15 protein-coding genes are annotated in these 19,592 nt (G+C 64.7%); 10 read left to right on the top strand and 5 right to left on the bottom strand.

Going from position 1 to position 19,592, the window contains the following annotated elements:
- Nucleotides 1–41 precede the first annotated feature (41 nt).
- From C8C95_RS12660 to C8C95_RS12640, 5 genes are all read left to right on the top strand, one after another.
- Entirely contained in the window at nucleotides 42–998 is a 957-nt protein-coding gene (locus C8C95_RS12660) for a PhoH family protein (RefSeq protein ID WP_056059579.1), read from the top strand.
- Between the two features lie 62 nt (nucleotides 999–1,060).
- Nucleotides 1,061–1,519 carry an rRNA maturation RNase YbeY gene (ybeY, locus tag C8C95_RS12655; protein ID WP_056059581.1) on the top strand — a complete coding sequence of 153 codons (459 nt, stop codon included), beginning with the start codon at nucleotides 1,061–1,063 and terminating at the stop codon, nucleotides 1,517–1,519.
- Between the two features lie 167 nt (nucleotides 1,520–1,686).
- On the top strand, nucleotides 1,687–2,433 hold the full coding sequence (locus C8C95_RS12650; RefSeq protein WP_243415691.1) for a sulfite exporter TauE/SafE family protein: 747 nt from the start codon (nucleotides 1,687–1,689) through the stop codon (nucleotides 2,431–2,433).
- Between the two features lie 77 nt (nucleotides 2,434–2,510).
- Nucleotides 2,511–3,722, top strand: coding sequence for an MFS transporter (locus C8C95_RS12645; RefSeq protein WP_243415776.1), 1,212 nt, complete (start codon nucleotides 2,511–2,513; stop codon nucleotides 3,720–3,722).
- Nucleotides 3,723–3,948: 226 nt separating this feature from the next.
- On the top strand, nucleotides 3,949–5,322 hold the full coding sequence (locus C8C95_RS12640; RefSeq protein ID WP_116748817.1) for an immunoglobulin domain-containing protein: 1,374 nt from the start codon (nucleotides 3,949–3,951) through the stop codon (nucleotides 5,320–5,322).
- A gap of 55 nt (nucleotides 5,323–5,377) precedes the next feature.
- On the opposite strand, the gene dtd is transcribed toward C8C95_RS12640, so the two are convergent.
- On the bottom strand, nucleotides 5,378–5,824 hold the full coding sequence (dtd, locus tag C8C95_RS12635; RefSeq protein ID WP_116748816.1) for a D-aminoacyl-tRNA deacylase: 447 nt from the start codon (nucleotides 5,822–5,824) through the stop codon (nucleotides 5,378–5,380).
- Nucleotides 5,821–6,771, bottom strand: coding sequence for a cation diffusion facilitator family transporter (locus C8C95_RS12630; protein WP_116748815.1), 951 nt, complete (start codon nucleotides 6,769–6,771; stop codon nucleotides 5,821–5,823). Before C8C95_RS12630 ends, dtd begins: the two co-directional genes overlap by 4 nt.
- A 324-nt stretch (nucleotides 6,772–7,095) precedes the next feature.
- Here C8C95_RS12630 and C8C95_RS12625 point away from each other — a divergent pair, with 324 nt between their 5' ends.
- From C8C95_RS12625 to C8C95_RS12610, 4 genes are all read left to right on the top strand, one after another.
- Nucleotides 7,096–8,640, top strand: coding sequence for an ATP-binding protein (locus C8C95_RS12625; RefSeq protein WP_116748814.1), 1,545 nt, complete (start codon nucleotides 7,096–7,098; stop codon nucleotides 8,638–8,640).
- On the top strand, nucleotides 8,630–9,262 hold the full coding sequence (locus C8C95_RS12620) for a response regulator (protein ID WP_056059589.1): 633 nt from the start codon (nucleotides 8,630–8,632) through the stop codon (nucleotides 9,260–9,262). The genes C8C95_RS12625 and C8C95_RS12620 overlap by 11 nt, the downstream gene beginning before the upstream one ends.
- 139 nt (nucleotides 9,263–9,401) lie before the next feature.
- Nucleotides 9,402–9,896 (top strand): heme-binding protein, encoded by a 495-nt coding sequence (locus C8C95_RS12615; RefSeq protein ID WP_116748813.1) that lies wholly within the window; start codon nucleotides 9,402–9,404, stop codon nucleotides 9,894–9,896.
- Nucleotides 9,897–9,936: 40 nt separating this feature from the next.
- Nucleotides 9,937–10,629: an ankyrin repeat domain-containing protein gene (locus C8C95_RS12610; RefSeq protein WP_116748812.1), complete on the top strand. Its 693-nt coding sequence runs from the start codon at nucleotides 9,937–9,939 to the stop codon at nucleotides 10,627–10,629.
- Between the two features lie 78 nt (nucleotides 10,630–10,707).
- Here C8C95_RS12610 and dbpA read toward each other — a convergent pair whose 3' ends face one another.
- Nucleotides 10,708–12,126: an ATP-dependent RNA helicase DbpA gene (gene dbpA / locus C8C95_RS12605; protein WP_116748811.1), complete on the bottom strand. Its 1,419-nt coding sequence runs from the start codon at nucleotides 12,124–12,126 to the stop codon at nucleotides 10,708–10,710.
- 93 nt (nucleotides 12,127–12,219) lie between these two features.
- On the opposite strand from dbpA, the gene C8C95_RS12600 reads away from it, so the two are divergent.
- Nucleotides 12,220–14,295: a GGDEF and EAL domain-containing protein gene (locus C8C95_RS12600; protein WP_116748810.1), complete on the top strand. Its 2,076-nt coding sequence runs from the start codon at nucleotides 12,220–12,222 to the stop codon at nucleotides 14,293–14,295.
- Nucleotides 14,296–14,411: 116 nt separating this feature from the next.
- Here C8C95_RS12600 and C8C95_RS23525 read toward each other — a convergent pair whose 3' ends face one another.
- Together C8C95_RS23525 and C8C95_RS12595 are read right to left on the bottom strand one after the other, a co-directional pair.
- Nucleotides 14,412–14,828 (bottom strand): hypothetical protein, encoded by a 417-nt coding sequence (locus C8C95_RS23525; RefSeq protein ID WP_133246229.1) that lies wholly within the window; start codon nucleotides 14,826–14,828, stop codon nucleotides 14,412–14,414.
- Nucleotides 14,812–19,545: an RHS repeat-associated core domain-containing protein gene (locus C8C95_RS12595; protein ID WP_116748809.1), complete on the bottom strand. Its 4,734-nt coding sequence runs from the start codon at nucleotides 19,543–19,545 to the stop codon at nucleotides 14,812–14,814. Before C8C95_RS12595 ends, C8C95_RS23525 begins: the two co-directional genes overlap by 17 nt.
- Nucleotides 19,546–19,592 lie beyond the last annotated feature (47 nt).

The following is a 19,592-nucleotide window of genomic DNA, read 5'->3' as shown; positions in this document are numbered from 1 at the left end:
CCGTTCTTGCTGTTTTCCGTTGCCTGACTGGAATTATCCGCGTGATCCTGCGCCACACCTTCACCCCCCACAACAACACCCGGCTCACCCACCTGTGTGGCCCGGCCGATGCGCACCTGCGCACCATCGAGGTGGCCTTGCAGGTGAGCATTGCGCACCGGCACGAGCAGTTCAAGGTCGACGGCCCCAAGGCCAAGGCCACGCAGGCGATGGAGCTGCTGCAGGCCCTGTATGAGATGGCCGAGCGCCCCATTGGCGAGGACTATATCCAGCTGATGCTGGCGGGCGACAGCGAACTGCTGGAGGCCCCGGACGACGCCATCATCCTCAACACCCGCCGCGCGGACCTGCGCGGGCGCACCCCCACGCAGAACCTGTACCTGCAGAACATCGCCACGCACGACATCACCTTCGGCATCGGCCCTGCCGGCACCGGCAAGACGTATCTCGCCGTGGCCAGTGCGGTGGATGCATTGGAGCGCAGCAGCGTGCAGCGGATCGTGCTGACCCGCCCGGCGGTGGAGGCTGGAGAGCGCTTGGGCTTTTTGCCCGGCGATCTGGCGCAGAAGGTGGACCCTTATTTGCGCCCGCTGTACGACGCGCTGTACGAGCTGATGGGACACGACAAGGTGCAAAAGGCGTTTGAGCGCAACGCCATCGAGATTGCGCCGCTGGCCTTCATGCGCGGTCGCACGCTGAACAACGCGTTCGTCATCCTCGACGAGGCACAGAACACCACGCCCGAGCAGATGAAGATGTTCCTCACCCGTATCGGCTTTGGCGCTAAGGCCGTGGTGACCGGTGACGTCAGCCAGATCGACCTGCCCAAGGGCACCCTGAGCGGCCTGATCGACGCCGAGCGCGTGTTGAAGCGCGTCAAGGGCATCTCGATCACCCACTTCACCAGCGCCGATGTGGTGCGCCATCCGCTAGTGGCCCGCATCGTGGACGCCTACGACGCACCCCGCCGTGCCGCAGCGGCCCGTACCCGCGACTGAACTCCTAAGTTGATAGCTACTTACGCTTATAAATTGGGCACCAGTAGCCCAAAACACTTCAAATGTCCTTAAACCAACTCTCCCTGTCGCTGCAGTTTGGCGCGTTTGACGAAGCCGCCGCCCACCGGGCTGTGCTGCCCCGCCACAAGGTCACGCGCTGGATTCGCCACGCCCTGGCCACCGACGCGGAGATCACCGTGCGCATCGTGGGTGCCGAAGAAGGCCAGCAGCTCAACCGCGAGTACCGCAAGAAGGACTACGCCACCAACGTGCTCACCTTCGACTACACGCAGGAGCCGGTGGTGACCGCCGACTTGGTGCTGTGCGCCCCCGTGATCGAGCGCGAGGCGAAGGAGCAAAACAAGAGCTTGGAAGAACACTACGCCCACATGCTGGTGCACGGCACGCTGCATGCCCAGGGGTGGGACCACGAGACGAGCGAGGCCGACGCCGAGGAGATGGAGGCGTACGAGTCCGACATCCTGCGCGAGCTGGGTTTTGAAGACCCCTACGCAACCTGACCGGATTCAGGATTTCCCCGAGAGCCTGCCGATCTCCCACCTGAAAAACGCAGCCGTGGGCAAAGCAGTCGCACCTTTTACGGTCGCAATTCGGACTCGAAAGCGCGGAATCTCCACCTAACATCGGTGCAATGCCGCGCGCGCAACGCCGCAGCCAAGGAGATACTTTGGATACCGCCCTGCTCGTCACCGCCGCCTTCGTCGCCGGCGCCCTCAATGCCGTTGCCGGAGGCGGCAGCTTTCTGACCCTGCCTGCCCTCGTCTTCACCGGCGTGCCGCCCGTGGTGGCCAACGCCACGGGCACGGTGGCGCTGTTGCCGGGCTACATGGCGGGGGCCTGGGGGTTTCGGGAAGACATGCAACCACCGCCTGGCCTGTCCATGCGGGCAGTGGTGTTGCTGGCCCTCATCGGCGGATCGGCCGGGGCGGCGCTCCTGCTGATCACGCCCGATGCCACCTTCCGCAAGGTCGTGCCCTGGCTGCTGCTGGCGGCCACGGCGATGTTTGCCCTGGGGCCCCGGCTGCGCCAGTGGGCCGGTGCCTCGGCCCATGGCCCCGCCGCGCCGTGGAAGGCGGCCCTGGGCATGCTGGCCGTGGCGGGGTATGGCGGCTACTTCAACGGCGGGTTGGGCATCTTGCTGCTGGCACTGTTCGGCCTGCTGGGGCAAACCCAGCTCAACGCCATGAACGGCATGAAGAATCTGGTCTCTGCGCTGCTCACCGCGATTGCGGTGGCCATCTACGCAGCAGGCGGTATCGTGCTGTGGCCGCAGGCGCTGATGATGATGGTGGCCGCCACCGCAGGCGGGTATGGCGGTGCCCGCGTAGCGCGCAAGCTGCCTGCCAACGTGCTCCGCTGGGGCATCGTGGCTACCGGGCTGGTGATGGCGGCGGTGTTCTTCTGGCGGCAGTGAGCAGCAACGCCCCCGCCCCGTCGTCCACGCAGGTACCCACGCACGGCGCGGCGGGCAGCGGCCGCCCGCCCACCCGCGTGCTGTGGGCCATGCTGCTGGCGCTGCTCACCGGCTTTGCGCTAAGCCAGGCGTTTCGCACCACCACGGGCATGGTGGCGCAGGGGCTGACGGCGGAGTTCGGGATCTCGCCGAGCTCGCTGGGCGCGTTTGCCGGGCTGTTTGGCGTGTCGTTCGGCGTGGCCCAGTTGCTGATGGGTGTGGGGCTGGACCTGTGGGGCCTGCGGCGCACGGTGCTCACCGCCTTCCCGTTGGCGATTGGCGGGGCCGCGCTGTCGGCGGCAGCGCCCGGCTATGCGTGGCTGATGGTGGGCCAGTTGATGATTGGCGTGGGCTGCTCGCCCGCGTTTCTGGCTTGCACGCTGTTCATTGCGCGGCATTTTCCGGCCGACCGGTTTGCCTACCTGTCGGGCGTGGCCATGGGGGTGGGCGGGCTGGGCCTGCTGTTCACTGGCACGCCGCTGGCCTGGCTGGTGCAGCACGGCGGCGGCTGGCGCACGGGCTATGCCGTGCTGGCGGTGCTCAGCGCGCTGTCGTGGCTGCTGATCTGGCTGCGGGTGCACGAGCCTGCCCCGCTGGTGCCGCCCCCGGCCCAGCGCGAAACCTGGGGCCAGGCGCTGCTCGGCTTTGGCCAGCTGCTCACAGTGCCGCACACCTGGGGCATCCTGCTGCTGGGCATGTCGGGCTACGCCGCGTTTTTGTCGCTGCGGGGCCTGTGGCTGGCGCCGTTGCTGATGGAGCGGTACCACCTCACGCTGGTGGACAGCGGCAACGTGGCGCTGGGCCTGTCGTTGATTGCGCTGTTTGCACCCGGTCTGGCGGGCCGGCTGGACCCAGGCATTGGCCGCCGCCGGCGATGGATTGGCAACGCCTCGCTGCTGATGGCCGGGCTGTTCGCGCTGCTGGCATTTTTGCGGGTGCACCCTGCCGCCAGCGTGGTGCTGATCCTGCTGATGGGGCTGCTGTCGGGCTACGGCGTGCTGCAGTACGCCGACGTGCGCGCCTCGTACCCACCCGCACTCACCGGCCGGGCCCTGTCGGCCTACACGATGGCAATGTTCCTGGGCGTGGCGCTGATGCAGTGGCTCACCGGCATCGTGGCCACCGGCGCCCAGCACCTGGGCTGGGATGTCCACACGGCCGTCATGCTCGCGATTGCGGCCTGGCTGGCGCTGGCGTCGGTGGCGTTTCGGGCGCTGCCGGTGTCGTCTCTAGTGATAGCGGAAAAATAAGAGAGAAATTAGGCTGCAGTGGTTATCCACTAAGCGCTGACAGCTCTTCTTTTTCCCCTCCTGCAATACAGCCACTCCACGGCTGACGCGCCCCAGCACGCGGGTGCGCGAACTCGCAAAACAGCTTGCGTTGCGGGACGGGCGCACTGAACAAGGTACCGCAAAATCTGATCGATAGAATTTCTAAAGACCACAATCGCACCATCTTCACCACCAGGAGATACTCATGCCCATCGATCCCATACTGAAAGCACCTCTGAGCCGCAGAACTTTGTCTCTGGTCACCGTCGCCATGGGACTCTCGGCTTGTGGAGGCGGGAGCGATGAACCCACCCCCACCTCTGAACTACCGCAGATCACTGAGCACCCGACTGACGTCACAGCCTCAGCCGGCGAATCTGCAACATTTCGCGTCAAGGTCAATTCCAGTGGGCCGGTGTCTTACCAGTGGCTGCGCAATGGCGCATCCCTTGATCGCGCCACGACCTCAGAGCTGTCGCTAGCCTCCATCGAAACCACCGATTCAGGTAGCAGTTTCTCCGTCAGAGTCACCAATGCCGCAGGCTCCGTTCAATCTAATGCGGCAACACTTCTGGTCCATCCGCGAGGCGGGGAGGAAGGCATTGCCCTGGCTTCTGGCACTCTCGGCGCACTGGGGCGAAGCCGTACGGTCGTCGGCTTCAGCAAGTCTGGCGATTTGTTTGTGTGGGAAAGAGCGGCTCGCCAGCTCACCCGGGTCACAACAGAAGGTCAGACCATTCCCTTACAGGGAGCCTTGCAAGCCCTGAAGTTGGATGTCTCTTGGAAGGTTGCCGTACTGGAGCATCCTGACGGCAATCTCTACGTCACAGAAACCTACTTGGCACCCAGCGGGCAAATCAATACCGAACACGGAGGAGGCGGAAAGCTTCATCGAATCTCAACAGATGGATCGCATGCTGTCCTCTACCAAGCTGTCATCAGCTTTGGAGAGAGCCCGGCAGGAAAGCTAACTCCCATTGGCGTTGCCCAAGGCCCCTCCGGGAATATCTGCACACTGCATTTCAACTCGCCGACTCTTTACAAAATACCGACAACGGTCACCCAAACTACCCCCTCAAAATTTGCAGACCTCTTGGTTGAGCCTTTCGAACAACTGGCAATTGTTCTCCGATACACCGTTTCTCTCAGCTTGACATCTACCTCTTCTGGGAAAATTTTCGCAAGCTCCACGGCAGGGCAGTCTGCCTCCGGAATAGCACCTGTGAAGCGTTATGACGCTTTTGATTACGAGCTCAGTTCTGACGGCACACGCACCCCCATCAAGTTTGGTGCAACGTCAGCATACGACTTGATCGCGCATGGCGAGTACGTGTACGCATTGGTCAAGAACGAGCAAGGCTATATGTGCCTCGTTCGCCGCAGTCCGGAGGGATCCATGCAACTCATTGCAGGAGGCAGCGGGTCGGCGACCAAGCGGGGGCCACTGCCGGGAGGACTCGGCAATTGGGTCAGGCTGGCCGGGGTAACCCCCGAGGGACGCATTATTCTGGGAGATCTTGCACTCGATGAGACAGGCGAATATTTGCAGTACTTTGTGGTGACGCCCCCCGCCATTTGAGCAGATGGGGCCGCCTGCCATGCGGGCCAGCCCCTGCAATGAATGGGTGTTGCCGTCAGGGCGCCCTCATCCGCAGCGGAATCGTCACCGGCCCGTCATTCACCAGGTGCACCTGCATGTCGGCTGCAAACTGACCGGTGGCCACCACGGGATGTGTCTTGCGCGCCTGGGCCACCAAGTAGTCGTACAGCCGCAGCCCTTCATCGGGTGCCGCCGCTTGGGTGAAGCTGGGGCGGTTGCCGCCGGTGGTGTCTGCCGCCAGCGTGAACTGGCTGACCAGCAGCAGGCCGCCACCGATGTCCTGCACGCTCTGGTTCATCTTGCCTGCGGCGTCCGAAAAGATGCGCAGCTTCAGGATCTTGGCCAGCAGCCTGTCGGCTTCGGCCTCGGTGTCTCCACGCTCCGCACACACCAGCACCAGCAGCCCCGCGCCGATGGCGCCTACGGTCTGCCCGTCCACATCCACACGCGCTTCACGCACACGTTGCAATACGCTGATCACTTCACGGCATCCTTCACATCGTCACGGGGGTCATCGAAATGCGCCTCCACATCGGTAGGCAGCAGCTCGATGGTGGCACGCAGGCCGGGCACGGCGGTCATCAGCGCGCGCTCGACCTGGCCGCGCAGCTCGGCGGCGTGCCGCAGGGTCCAGTCGGCGGGCATGTGCAGGTGCATGTCCACAAACTGGCGCTGGCCCGCGCGGCGGGTGGAGACATGGTCAAACCGCACGGCACCGGGCGCCTGCGATAGCACAAACTGCTGCAGCGTGGCGTCGATGGTGGACTGCACCTCGGGCTCCACCGCCGAATCCATGAGGCCCTGGGACGACCGCCACACCAGCTCCACGCCCTCTTTCAGGATGTTCAGCGCCACAGCAATGGCCGCCACCGCATCCAGCCACAACCACCCGGTCAGCGCAGCGCCCGCAATGCCCACCAGCACACCGGCCGAGGTCCACACGTCGGTGACCAGGTGGCGTGCATCGGCCTCCAGCGCGATGGAGCGGTGCTCGCGCGCCGAGCGGAACATCACCCAGGCCAGCAGCCCGTTCAGGGCCGAGCTGAGCACCGACAGGCCCAGGCCCCAGCCCACCTGCTCGATGGGTTGTGGGTCAAACAAGCGGTGCCCGGCCGCCCACAGAATGCCCGCCGACACGCCCATGATGAGGATGCCCTCAAAGCCCGAGGAAAAATACTCGGCCTTGTGGTGGCCGTAGGGGTGGTCGTCATCGGCTGGCCGTGCCGCCACCGTCACCATGGCCAGCGCAAACATGGCGCTGGCCAGGTTCACAAACGACTCCATGGCGTCAGACAACAGGCCCACCGAGCCCGTGACCACCCAGGCCAGCGTCTTGAGCGCAATGGTGACCACCGCCACGGCCACCGAGGCCCACAGCAGGTTGCGGGGTGAAAGCCAGGGGTGGGATGCGGGAGAAGATGCTGACATGGCGGGTGAGCGAAGGAGCGGAAACAGGCGAGTCTGAAATTACACCAGAGCCACCTTAAGAACCTGTTCAGAATCTGAGCGCCGTTTAACAGCAGGCCCCAGCCAAGAGCCTGTTCAACATCTTTTTGGAGTCGCACAACGCCCTTGCTCGAAGGGTTGGAGTGAAATCGGGCCGATGAACTCGGAGTTTTGGCGCCCCGGCTGCTTGCATGGGCACGAGCCCATGCGGCGCATCCAAAGCATCCACTCCTCCTGATTGCACTCCAATGCGATCTCCAAAAAGACGTTGAACAGGCTCTAAGGCCCCCATGCCAGAATCCGCGCATGCTCCCCGCCTGGCGCCGCCTTCTGCCCCGACACGCCCTGCACCTGCCCAGCCTGCTGTTGTGGGTGGCGGTGGCCTGCATCGGTTGCGGCTGGCTGGTGGTGGACCGCCTGCAGCAACTGCACGCGGCGTTTGAGACCGACGCGCGGATCGTGCACCGGCTGCTGAGCCAGCGCGTGGTGCAGCACGACGCCATCATGGCCACGCTGGCGCTGCTGCAGCCAGCCGCTGCGGTGGATGACCTGCACAACGCGGCATCGCCCCTGCCCCGCCTCACGTCGGTGTATCCGCAGATCCTGGCGGTGCTGCAGCGCTCGGCCCACAGCGACTGGCCGCCCGCACTGCAGGCCGAGCTGACAGCCGCCGAGGCCACCTCACGGCGCACCGGTCACGCCGCTACGGCAGGCTTGAACCTGCCCGCAGGCCGTTACTACCTGGTGCTGGCGGGCACGCCGGCCAGCTATGCGCTGCACATCGACCTGCGCACCACCATCCCCGCCGACGAGTGGCCCATGGACATGGCCGCCAGCCCGGTGCGCGTGACGCTGGAGCAGGGCGGCACGGCCTTTGTGGTGCAGCCCGGCCAGGCCGACCAGGGCAGCGGCATCCGCACCTACGACTTTCACAAACTGCTGGCCGCCGCCAGCCAGCCGCTGGACGTGGTGGCCCGCCGCACCGTGGGCATGCACGAACTGCCCTGGTGGCGCATGTTGGGCTGGTGCCTGCTGACCACAGCGCTGTGGGCCGCAGGCCGCGCACTGTGGCGCCAGCGCGTGGCGCGCCAGCGGGCCGAAGAGCTGCTGCGCCTGGGCCAGGTGGCGCGGCTGAACACATTGGGCGAATTGGCCGCTGGCATGGCCCACGAGCTGAACCAGCCGCTGACCGCCCTGCTGTCCAGCACCCAGGCCGCCCAGCGCCTGCTGGCCGACGACCCACCCGACCTCGACACCGCACAGACCGCCATGGCCCGCGCCGTGGAGCAGGCGCGCCGCGCATCCACCGTGGTGGGCCGCCTGCGCCGCCTGGTGGAGCGGCCCGACCTGGCCGGTCAGGCCCAGCCCCTGGCACTGCCCACCGCCGTGCAGGACGTGCTGCACCTGCTGGAGCCCGAGCTCGCACAGCGCGGCGTGGTGCCCGAGGTGCTGGCCGCCGCAGACCTGCCCCCGGTGCTGGCCGAACCCGTGGCCCTGCAACAGATCATCCACAACCTGCTGATGAACGCGCTGCAGGCGCTAGAGCAAGTGCCCCCCGCTGAACGCCGGCTGCACCTTGCAATGGCGCAGGCTGGTGCCGGACAGGTGGCGCTGTCGGTGCGCGACCACGGCCCCGGCATCCCGCCCGAAGCACGCCAGCACCTGTTCGAGCCCTTCTACACCACACGCAACGGCGGCCTGGGCCTGGGCCTCACGCTGTGCGAGAGCCTGGCGCAGGCCATGGGCGCTCATCTGAGCCTGGCGCCCGAAGCCACGCCCCCATCCGCCGCCCAACGGGGGGCTGAGTTTGTGCTGACCCTCAACGTCGCACCACCCACCGATGACCGATAGCGCCCCCTCCCTCTCGCCCCTGATCCACCTGGTGGACGACGATGCTGCCGTGCGCGAGGGCCTCTCCCTGCTCATCAGCACCGTGGGCCTGCGCGTGCAGACCTGGGCCGACCCGCAGTCCTTCATGGCCGGGTTTGACCGCGCCAGCATCGGCGCCATCGTGCTGGATGTGCGCATGCCGGGCATCAGCGGCCTCACGGTGCTGGAGCAACTGCTGGCGCAGGGCGTGGACCAGCCCGTGATCCTGCTCACCGGCCACGGCACGGTGGAGATGTGCCGCCGCGCCTTCAAAACTGGCGCGGCCGAGTTTCTGGAAAAACCGGTGGACGACGAAGTGCTGATCGAAGCCCTGCAAAACGCCGTGCGCCAGCATGTGCGCTCGCGCGAACGCCACCAGGCAGACCAGCAGGCGCGCGAGCGTTTTGCGCAGCTCTCGGCCCGCGAGCGCGAGGTGCTGGGACTGATCGTGGAGGGTCTGACCAACAAGGAAATCGGCCGGGCGCTCGAACTCTCGCCGCGCACGGTGGAGACCCACCGCGCCAACCTGTTTGCCAAGCTGGGGGCCGAGTCGCTGGCGCAGCTGATCCGGCGGTACGCGGCGCTGGTGGACGCGGCCGCGTGAGCTGCCCCTTGGCGGGCCTTCCGTAGTTCTACGGAGGCCCGCGCGTAGCCGCCCGAATGGCCGAAAACGGCGGCCATTTCTACAGTTCTCCCACGGCGCCACAACGGGTGGCACCGACGCCAAAACACCGGAGAACACCATGCAAAGCACCCTCGTCAAAGCTGCCGCCCTCACCCTGTCCTTGATCGCCACCGCCGCCAGCGCCGAAGGCGTGCGCACCGAAAAGAACATGTCGCTGGACCTGGCCACGCAGATCGCCGCGCAAACCGTGGCCACCTGCACCGCCAACGGCTACGCCGTCACGGCCACCGTGGTGGACCGCGCAGGCACCGTGCGCGCCGTGCACCGCGCCGACAACGCAGGCCCCCACACGCTGGAAGCCAGCCGCCTCAAGGCCTACACCTCGGCATCGGCCAAGAACACCACGCTGACCATGATGGAAGGCGCGCAGAAGAACCCTGCGGCCGCCAACCTGGTGAACATTCCCGGCTATCTGCTGCTGGGCGGCGGCGTGCCGGTGAAGGTGGGCAACGAAGTGATCGGCGCCGTGGGCGTGGGCGGTGCGCCCGGCGGCCACCTGGACGAGCAATGCGCCGTGGCGGGCATCGCCAAGGTGCAGGATCTGCTGAAGTAATCACCCGCCCTCACCCGCAACGCACGCCATTGGAGGCCCCATGAAGCCCTGGAACCTTGTTTTTGCCCTCGCCGCCGCGCTGGCCTGCGCCACCCCGGCCCAGGCCCAGGTGCCTCCCACGGCGACTGAAACGGCCGCCTACCAGGGCCTGCATGCGGCGGCTGCGCGGGGCGATGTGCCCAAGCTCACCCAACTGATCGCGGCGCGGGCCGATGTGAATGCCCGCGATGGCTACGGCCGCACGCCGCTGCATGTGGCCACCTTTGCCCGGCAGGCCGACGCGATCCGCGCCCTGACCCAGGCCGGGGCCGACCTGAACGCGCTGGAGAACGACCGCTACGACGCCGTGACCATCGCCGCCGTGGCGGACGACGAAGCCACGCTGCGCATGCTGCTGCAACTGGGCGCCAGCGCCAAGCAGGTGACCAGCCGCTACGACGGCACAGCCCTGATCGCTGCCGCCCACCTGGGGCACGACGGCGTGGTGCGCCAGCTGATCGCGGCCGGGGCACCACTGGACCATGTGAACAACCTGCACTGGACGGCGCTCATCGAGTCCATCGTGCTGGGCAACGGCGGTCCGCGCCACCAGGCCACACTGCAAGCCTTGCTACAGGCGGGGGCCGGCCAGGCACTGACCGACCGGCAGGGCAACACGCCCCTGCAGCTGGCGCGCCAGCGGGGCTTCGGAGAAATGGTGCGGATGCTGGAGGCTGCCGCAGCACGGCGCTGATGCCGCCAGGGCAGGACGCGCCCCTACTATCAAATTGATAGCCATTGGCACATGATTGACTAGCGCATCCGGCGCTTTTTACTCAAAGTCCTGGGTTCCCGTCACCAGGCGGGCCTTCACGGTCTTGCCCTTCACCCGGCCCTGGTTCAGGCGCTGGGCAGCTTGGGCGCCGATGGCACGGTCCACCGCCACATAGGTGGAGAAGTCGTTCACGTTGATCTTGCCGATCTGCTCTCGGGTGTAGCCCATCTCGCCGGTCAGCGCGCCCAGCACGTCGCCCGCACGGATCTTCTCCTTGCGGCCACCGATGATCTGGATGGTGACCATGGGCGGCACCAGCGGGCCGTTGCCGGTCGGTGTCAGGTCGGCCACAGGGAACCAGCGCGACTCTCGGCCCTGCAGTTGCTCGATCTTGCCCACGCTGCCCATCTCGTCCAGGCTGGCCAGGTTCAGCGCCAGCCCTTCGGCATCGCCCCGGCCCGTGCGGCCGATGCGGTGGATGTGCACCTCGGGGTCGGGCGTCACGTCCACGTTGATCACGGCGGCCAGGTTGGCAATGTCCAGCCCGCGCGCGGCCACGTCGGTGGCCACCAGCACCGAGCAACTCTTGTTGGCAAACTGCACCAGCACCTGGTCGCGCTCGCGCTGCTCCAGCTCGCCAAACAGCGCCAGCGCGCTGAAGCCCTGGGCCTGCAGCACGGCCACCAGGTCGCGGCACTGCTGCTTGGTGTTGCAGAACGCGATGGACGAATCGGGCCGGAAGTGGTTGAGCAGCAGCGACACGACATGCAGGCGCTCGCTGTTCTTCACCTCGTACCAGCGCTGCTCGATCTTGCCCTCGGCATGCTGCGCCTGCACGGTGATCTGCTCGGGCGACTTCATGAACTGGGCGCTCAGCTTGGCGATGCCCTCGGGGTATGTGGCCGAGAACAGCAGGGTCTGGCGCTCTTTGGGACACTGCTTGGCCACCACGACGATGTCGTCGAAGAAGCCCATGTCCAGCATGCGGTCGGCTTCGTCCAGCACCAGGGTGTTGAGCACTTCCAGCGTGAGGTGCTGGCGCTCCAGGTGGTCCATCACCCGGCCGGGCGTGCCCACCACGATGTGTGCGCCATGCTCCAGGCTCAGCATCTGGCCGCGCAGCGGCACGCCGCCGCACAGGGTCACAACCTTGATGTTCTCTTCGGCGCGCGCCAGGCGGCGGATTTCGGTGGTCACCTGGTCGGCCAGCTCGCGCGTGGGGCACAGCACCAGGGCCTGTACCGCAAACCGACGGGGGTTGAGGTTGGCCAGCAGCGCCAGCGCAAACGCGGCGGTCTTGCCGCTGCCGGTGCTGGCCTGGGCGATCAGGTCCTTGCCCAGCAAGGCGGGCGGCAGGCTGGCCGCCTGAATGGGCGTCATCGTGGTGTAGCCCAGCTGCTGCAGGTTGGCCAGCATGGCGGGGCTCAGGGCCAGCGCGCTGAAATCAGTGCGGGCTTGGTTTTCTTTGGAGGTCATGGGCCGATTATCCGGTGCGGGGTATCCGGGCAACTACCTTACGCCCCCGTCAGGTGTATCGGCTATAACAAACAGATACGTACCGAGCGGTCCATGCCAGACTCATCCAACGCAGCCAACACGCCAGGTCAAGGGGGTTCCAGCGACTCGCTGCTGCGCCTGATCGCCGACTCGGTCCCGGCCCTGATGGCTTACTACGACCTGCCGGGACTGCGCTGCCAGTTCGCCAACCAGGGCTACGCCGCCTACAACGGCCACAGCACCGAATCCATCTTGGGCCTGACCGTGCAGGAGGCGATTGGCGACAAGGCCTGGCAGGCCATCCAGCCGTACGTGGAGCGATGCTCGCACGGTGAGCGCGTGAAATACACGCGCGAGCAAACCCTGCCCAACGGCGAGGTGCGGATGATCGAGGTCAACCTGATCCCGCATTTTGGCAACGCGGGGCTGCAGCTCGGCTCCTTTGTGCTGATCACCGACATCACCGAGCGTTGGCGCGCCGAGCGCGAGGTACGCCAGAGCGAAGAACGCATGCGCAAGTTCACCGAGGCCACGGACGAGGCCATCGTGTTCCATCGCGACGGCATCATCACCGACGGCAACGAGGCACTGTACCGCTTGACGGGATTTGCGCTGCACGAAGTGCTGGGCCTGTCGATCTTCAACTTCATCAGCCCCGAGTGGCGCGCCACCGCGCTGGAATACACCCGCAGCGGACGGGAGGATCCGTACGAAGTCACCATCCGCCACAAGGATGGGCATCCCATCCCCGTCGAGGTCGTCGGCAAGACCATGCCCCTGCACCATGCCGACTACCGCATCGTGGTGGTGCGCGACATCACGGCCCGCAAACAGGCGCAGGAGCGCGAAGCTTTCATCGCACTGCATGACCCCCTCACACAATTGCCCAACCGGCACTTCCTGATGGAGCAGCTGTCGCAGGTGCTGTCGCTCGCGCGCAGGCGCCACGGCCGCGTGGCCGTGCTGTTCATGAACCTGGACCATTTCAAGACCGTGAACGACTCACTGGGCCACCACGCGGGCGACCAGCTGCTTCGCAACGTGGCCGAGCGCCTGCGCAACGGCGTGCGCGACGCCGATGTCGTGGCCCGGCTGGGTGGCGACGAGTTTGTGGTGGTGCTGACCGACATCCAGACGCCCGATGACGCAGCCATGGTTGCCGACAAACTGCTGGACTCGATGCATGGCGTGTTCACGGTCGATCACCTGCCGCTCACCATCTCCCCCTCCATCGGCATCAGCCTGTTTCCGGACCACGGCGCCAGTGCCGACGTGTTGCTGCGCTGCGCCGATGCGGCCATGCAGCACGCCAAAGAAAGTGGGCGCGGCAACCGCCAGTTCTACGCCGCCAGCATGGACGCCAGCGCCCTCGACGTGCTGCACCAGGAGCGCCTGCTGCGCGACGCCATCGCCCGCAACGACTTCGAGCTGCACTACCAACCACAAATACGCCTGGCCGACGGAACACTGCAAGGACTGGAAGCGCTGGTGCGCTGGCGCCACCCTGTGCGGGGACTGGTCGGGCCGGATGAGTTCATCACCTTCTCTGAATCGCGCGGCCTCATCACGCCCATCGGCCGCTGGGTCATGCGCGAGGCCTGTCGCCAGCTCAAGGCCTGGCACGACGAGGGCCTGGCCCCGGTGCCCGTGGCCGTCAACCTCTCGGCCCTCGAATTCCGCCAACGGGACGTAGCCGCCGAGATCGCCGCCGTGCTGCTCGAAACCGGCCTCGCCCCGCAATACCTGGAGATCGAGCTGACAGAGTCCGTGCTCATGCACCAGACCGGCCAGGTGCTGGACACCCTCAACGCGATCAAGGCCCTGGGCGTGGGCATCTCCATCGACGACTTCGGCACGGGGTATTCATCGCTGGCCTACCTCAAGCGCTATCCCATCGACAAGCTCAAGATCGACCGATCCTTTGTGGCCGACACCCCAGAGAACACCGACGACGTGGCCATCGTCACCGCCATCATCCAGATGGGCCGCAGCCTCCAGCTCCAAACCGTGGCCGAAGGGGTGGAAACGCAGGCGCAAATCGACCTGCTGGCGGGACTGGGGTGTGATTTGATCCAGGGGTTTGCGGTGGCAATGCCCATGGGTGAGGAGTCTACGCGGCGATGGCTGCTGAGGAACAAGACTAAATGATTTACTCACGGATTATTGTGTGCATGTAGTTCTACGCCATCGCTTTCTCGCTTTTGACAGCGCTCATCGCATAAAAATGAAAGTCCTACGCTTTGGGCGATAGGCATCTAAATAAATTAATACTTGTAAAAATAGCTGCCAGGAGGTTGGTCAAGAGGGTTATTGGAAAAAAACTCAACGTAACTCGCCGAAGGCTTTGGGCTTGACAAACAATCCTTGAACCAAACGCGCACTGCGATGCCATTTTTCAAGTTAACAAACTTCTCATCACCCCCAAAAGCAGAATATGCCTCGCCGAGCTCAGAAATACCAATACGCTTCACATTTTGGCTTTTATAGTCTTTGACAACAATCCACCCCACCCCAGTGCTTTTCAAGTATCCCGTGTAATTAGGAGGGGAAACATCTGCTCCACCCATATCAGGCACAGGCAAGTTGCAGGCGGACAAAGCGAGATTTGGGGCGAGTGCAAGAAGTGTCAGCAGACACCATAAAGAAAAAATTTCACAGATTTTTTTACTGATTTCTGGCATTTGTTTTTCCTCCGTTTTCAAGCTCCCCGTTTCTTATGTAGTCGATGGATCTTTCCGGGTTATCATTTTTGAATTGCTCTGATCTTTCGCACAGAGCTTTCACATCCTCGTTTTGAGCCCGCGTACACCCCAAGGTTGGATTCCAACCTTGACGATCTGCGAAGGGATCTTTCAAACCAGATCCGCCGCCGTGGATCCATCTACCTCTATCATCAGTTGTTCTCCATTTGGCAACGCCAAATGCCTTGCTTGATTTTGGATATTCACATTGAGTAAACTTTCCACTGTAAGCCCCCGCGGCCCCACTTTTGGTGGTGCTGGTGACTTGATTGCGTGTTTCCATTTCCATGAGCGTTCGACCGTTAGCATCTAGCATTATCGTTTGCCCATTTGAAATATCTGTGTAAACCAAAGCATTCCCAGTTCCATTACTAACCAGATCGAGCCCTTTTGGATCAATGAGTTGCAATGGACTGACAGACGCATAGAGAAATAAGTTCAATCCCCCAGCTAGCCCAATCGGATCCTGCGTGATGTACTGCCCCACCCTCGGGTCGTAATACCTGAACCGGTTGTAGTGAAGGTTCGTTTCCTCATCGAACTGCTGTCCCTGGAAGCGAATCGGTTGGTGGATTTGATCGGGGTTGTATTCGTCCGCAATTTCGCCCCAAGCTGTGTACCTAGCCACCCAGGCCACTTGCCCTAGTTGTTCTCCGTTCGCATTGACCAACGCAATAGGTGTACCCAGGTGATCCGTGAGCACGTGCCGGATCGTCAGCGGGTGTTCTTCTTGCGTTTGCGCTTGTGCATCCTTGAGCGCCTGGATCGATTCCCGCACCTGCGCCTGCAATTCCTGCGGCAGTAGCCCTGAGAGTTGGTAGCCAGGCTGCAGGGCCTCCTTCAAGGCTTGGTGAAGGAGTTCTCGTTCCTCGCGGGGGAGTTCTCGCTCCAGGGCGTTGCTGGCGTCACTGTTTCCCAGCCCCAGCAAGGTCTTGACGGCGTCGGCCTGCCCCGCGTTCTCTTTGCTTCTCTGCACCTGCAGCAGCGGCACAAAGCTGCCAGGCTCGTACACCGTGTGATGAATCTGCTCTGCGGTCTCCGTATGAACGAGCCGGTCCCCGTCCCAGCCGAAGTGAGTGATCTGGCCTTGCTCGCCTGTTTTTCGGTGCGTCTTGCTCACCCGCCGCCCGAATGCGTCGTAACGGTAAGTGGTCCGGCTTAGTTCCTGCCCTTGGGGGTTGCGTTGTATGGCTTGCCGCAACTGGTGCAGGCTGTCGTAATGCAGGTGGGTAATGCTGCCGTCGCTGTGCAGGGCCTGCGTGCGGTTGCCCCAGCAGTCGTAGCGGTAGTGGGTTGCGCCTTGGTTGTCTGCGTCCTGGCTCCAGCCGATGCGGCTGTCTCGCCAGCGCTCTACGTTCTGGCCCGCGGGGGTGTTCGGGTTTTGGTCAGGCTGCAGCAGGTTGAACTGCGGGTCGTGCAGGTTTTGCTGGACCTGGGCGCTCCAGTCAGCGCTGGCTGCGGTCTTTGCGCCCAGGTGCTGGAACGCCGCTTTGGCGGGCAGGCGGTTGCCTGCCGGGTCCAGGCGCCAGCGGTGGTGGTGCTCCCCCTGGGCGCTGGCGTGCGTCTGGCCGATCAGGCGCTGGCGGTTGTCGTATTGGTAGGCGTTGGCTTCGGTGGGGGTTTGGATGCCGATGAGCTGGCCCAGGCTGTCGTAGGTGTAGCGGCGCTGCTGCAGGCCGCCTATGAGCGGGGCTGCACTTTGGGGTGCGCTGGCGTGTCCTGGCAGTCCTTGCCAGCGTTGGTGCAGCAGGCGGCCTAGAGGGTCCACCTGGCGGGTCTGGGTGATGATGGCCGGTGCGTGTTCGTACGCTGCGCCGTTTTGCAGCAGGTGCAGGCTGCGGCCTACTTCGCGGTACAGCTTGTCGCGCTCCAGGGCCAGCAGGGGGGTTTGGTTGAGCAGCACGCCGTGCACGTGGCCTGAGCCGTAGGTCAGCCAGTCCAGTTGGCCGATGCCTTGCAATTCACTGGTTTGGCGCTCGCCCAGTGCGCCCAGGCGGTGGTGGATGCGGTGTTCGAATTCGGTAGCAAGGGCCAGTTTGTGGGCGCCGCTGGTGTCCGCCTCGGGTACGCAGTAGAGCGTTTGCACTTCGCCGGTGGTACGGCCGAGCGCGTCACGTTGCAGATCTACGCGGCTGCTGGGCTGCAGGTATCGGACTTGCAGGCTTTGCAGCCAGGGGCTATTGGCAAGGGCTTGCGTGTCGTGCTGCTGGTTGAGCACGGTACGCAGTTGTTCAGTACTCAGTTGCAACCAGTCGTTGACCAGCGCGGTGGTCGCCTCTGTGCCCACTTCCCAGCCCTCGGTGCTCAGGAGTTCACCACTGTCGCTGTAGCTGAACTGGTGGATTTGAAGGTCGTTGTCTGGGGCCTCGGCGTTGACATGGGAGATGTCCACCTCGCAGGCCGCACCTGCTTTGGCGGTGATACGGTAGGTCAGGCGCCCGGCGTTGTCGTAGTGGAAGCGGCTGCGCACGGTACCCATGCCTTCGGTCGCAGCGGCCAAGCTGCTGTCTTGGCTGTCGGTCTTTTCGATCAGTTGGCCTGCGGCGTCGTAGCGGTAGGCCTGGCTGCGGCCATCGAAGCCCACTTCCTGGATCAGGCGGTCCTGGCTGTCGTAGGTGAAGCGGGTAGTGGCGTGGTTCTCGTTGAGGAGTTCCGTGACGCGGCCTGCGCTGTCGTAGCGCAGTTGCAGGCTGGCGCCAGCCTGGGTCTGGGCGATGATGCGGCCCCAGAGGTCGTACTCGTAGGTCACGGTGGTGGTGACCGGTGCCAAGCCGGTGTCGCTGGTTCGGTGGGCTACGGCGCCCAGGGTGATGGCTTGGACATGGCCGTTGTCGCCCCAGCGGTATTGCACCAAGCTACCGTCGGCCTGCTGGGTTTGCAGCAGCCGTCCCACGGTGTCGCGCTGGTGGCGGGTGTGATGGCCCAGAGCATCGGTTTCTTCGATGAGTTCACCCCAGGCGTCGTACTGCCAGCGGGTGGTGTGGCCGCTGCAGTCGGTGTAGCGGGTGGGCTGGCCGCAGGCGTTGTAGCCCAGGGTCTTGCGTCCCCCTCGGGGATCGATGACGGCCTGCGGTTGGTCGGCCCAAGCGCGGTTGGCCGGGGGCAGTGTGTGTGGGGCGCCTTCCTGGTATTGCAGCCGTGTGGTGCTGGCCAGTTCGCCTGCGAGGACGGTGACCTCGGTCAGGCGGCCCCATTCGTCATAGGTGTAGAGGGTGTGGATGCCGCTGGCACTGGCGCTTTGCAGCAGCAGACCGTCTTGCGCGGTACCCGGCAAACCCCAGCGTTGCTGGCTGCTACGGCCGTCGGAGCCTTGCACGCCTAGCAGGTTACCTTGGCCGTCGTAACGCCAGTGGATGGTGCGGCCCAGCGGGTCGGTGGCTGCGATGCGCCGGCCTGCGCCGTCGTACTGGAAGTGCTCTTCGCTGCCGTCGGGGTTGATCTGGCGCGTGATGCGCTTGAGACCGCCACGTCCTTCGTGGTGATACGCAGTGGTGCGCCCCAGGCTGTCGCGCACCGTGGTGCAGCTGGCGGCCTTGGGGTCTTGGGGCGCCGCATCCTGGTAGCTTAAGTGGTAGCTCAGGCCTTCTTCGTTGTGGTGTTCGATGACGCGGGCGCCGGGGTGGTCGCCTTCATAGACATAGCTGTGTTCCGGGCCGCTGCGTACGCGGTGGGCGACCATGCGGTGCTGGCTGTCGTAGCGGAACTGGCGCGTGCGTTGGCCATCGCGGGCATGCACGGCAATGAGGTCGCCTTGGGGGCTGTAGTGGTAGCGCACCAGGGGCACGGGGTGGGCGGGGCTGCTGTCGTGCGGGTTGTGAACGCAGTCCACGCCCATCAAGCGCAGCCCGGTATCGATGGGGCCAGCACCGGTGGGTTGGACGTTGCTCGCGTGCTCCGCTGGCCCGCTCTCGCGGTTGTACAGCAGGGCGTAGCGGCGGCCTGCGCCGTCGGTGATGGCAGCCAGCCGCCCGTGTTCATCACGGTGGTATTGCTGGGTGCGGCCGAAGGCATCCATCAGGCCAACGAGGTGGCAGTCTCCGTTGGTCTGGGCCTTGAAGAGCCAGGCTGTGCGGCCCGTCTGCGTGGCGGCCAGGACGTAGCCGGCATCCAATCGGGCGAGGGCGGGGATGTGGGCCCAGCGCTGCTGCTGCATCCAGGGCAGGAGTTCCTGGGCCAGGCTGGCAGAGGTCGCGCCGTTGTAAGCCTCAGTGTCACCGCCGCGCAGCAGCAGGAGGGCTTCGCTGTCGCTTTGCAGGGGCTGGCCTGCGCACAGGGCTTCGTCAAAGGTGATGACGCGGCCACCGGCGTCGTGCAGAAGGGTTTGGGTGGGTTGGAGCTGAAGGCGCAGCTCGTGTGGTAGGCGCCAACCCCATCCCAGAAGGCCGCACTGTGATCCCTGTTCGGAATTGACGTAGCTGCTGTACTGGCGTTGCCAGACCAGGGGCATGGGGCCGGGCAGTGCGAAGTCCAGGTCTTCGGGGCCGAGCAGGACTTTGGCGCCCAGGGTGGGGTTGACGGGGCTGCCAATGGTTTTGCCACCGGGGCAGGTGGAGCACGCTATGCCGCCTTGGGAGCCGATCAGGACCGTGTTGGAGCCCTGGATGATCGGGCCTCCAGATTCCGTCAGGTCTCCTCGCCTGGCAGCATTCTTGCCCATGATGTTTCCCTCGATTGAATATGTTGTTGTTCAGATGCGCGCACCGC

Source organism: Acidovorax sp. 99, assembly GCF_003096455.1.
GTDB classification, from domain to species: Bacteria; Pseudomonadota; Gammaproteobacteria; order Burkholderiales; family Burkholderiaceae_C; genus Acidovorax; species Acidovorax delafieldii.
The sequence above is the reverse complement of the archived record's forward strand: the minus strand, read 5'-3'. Positions and strand labels throughout refer to the sequence as shown.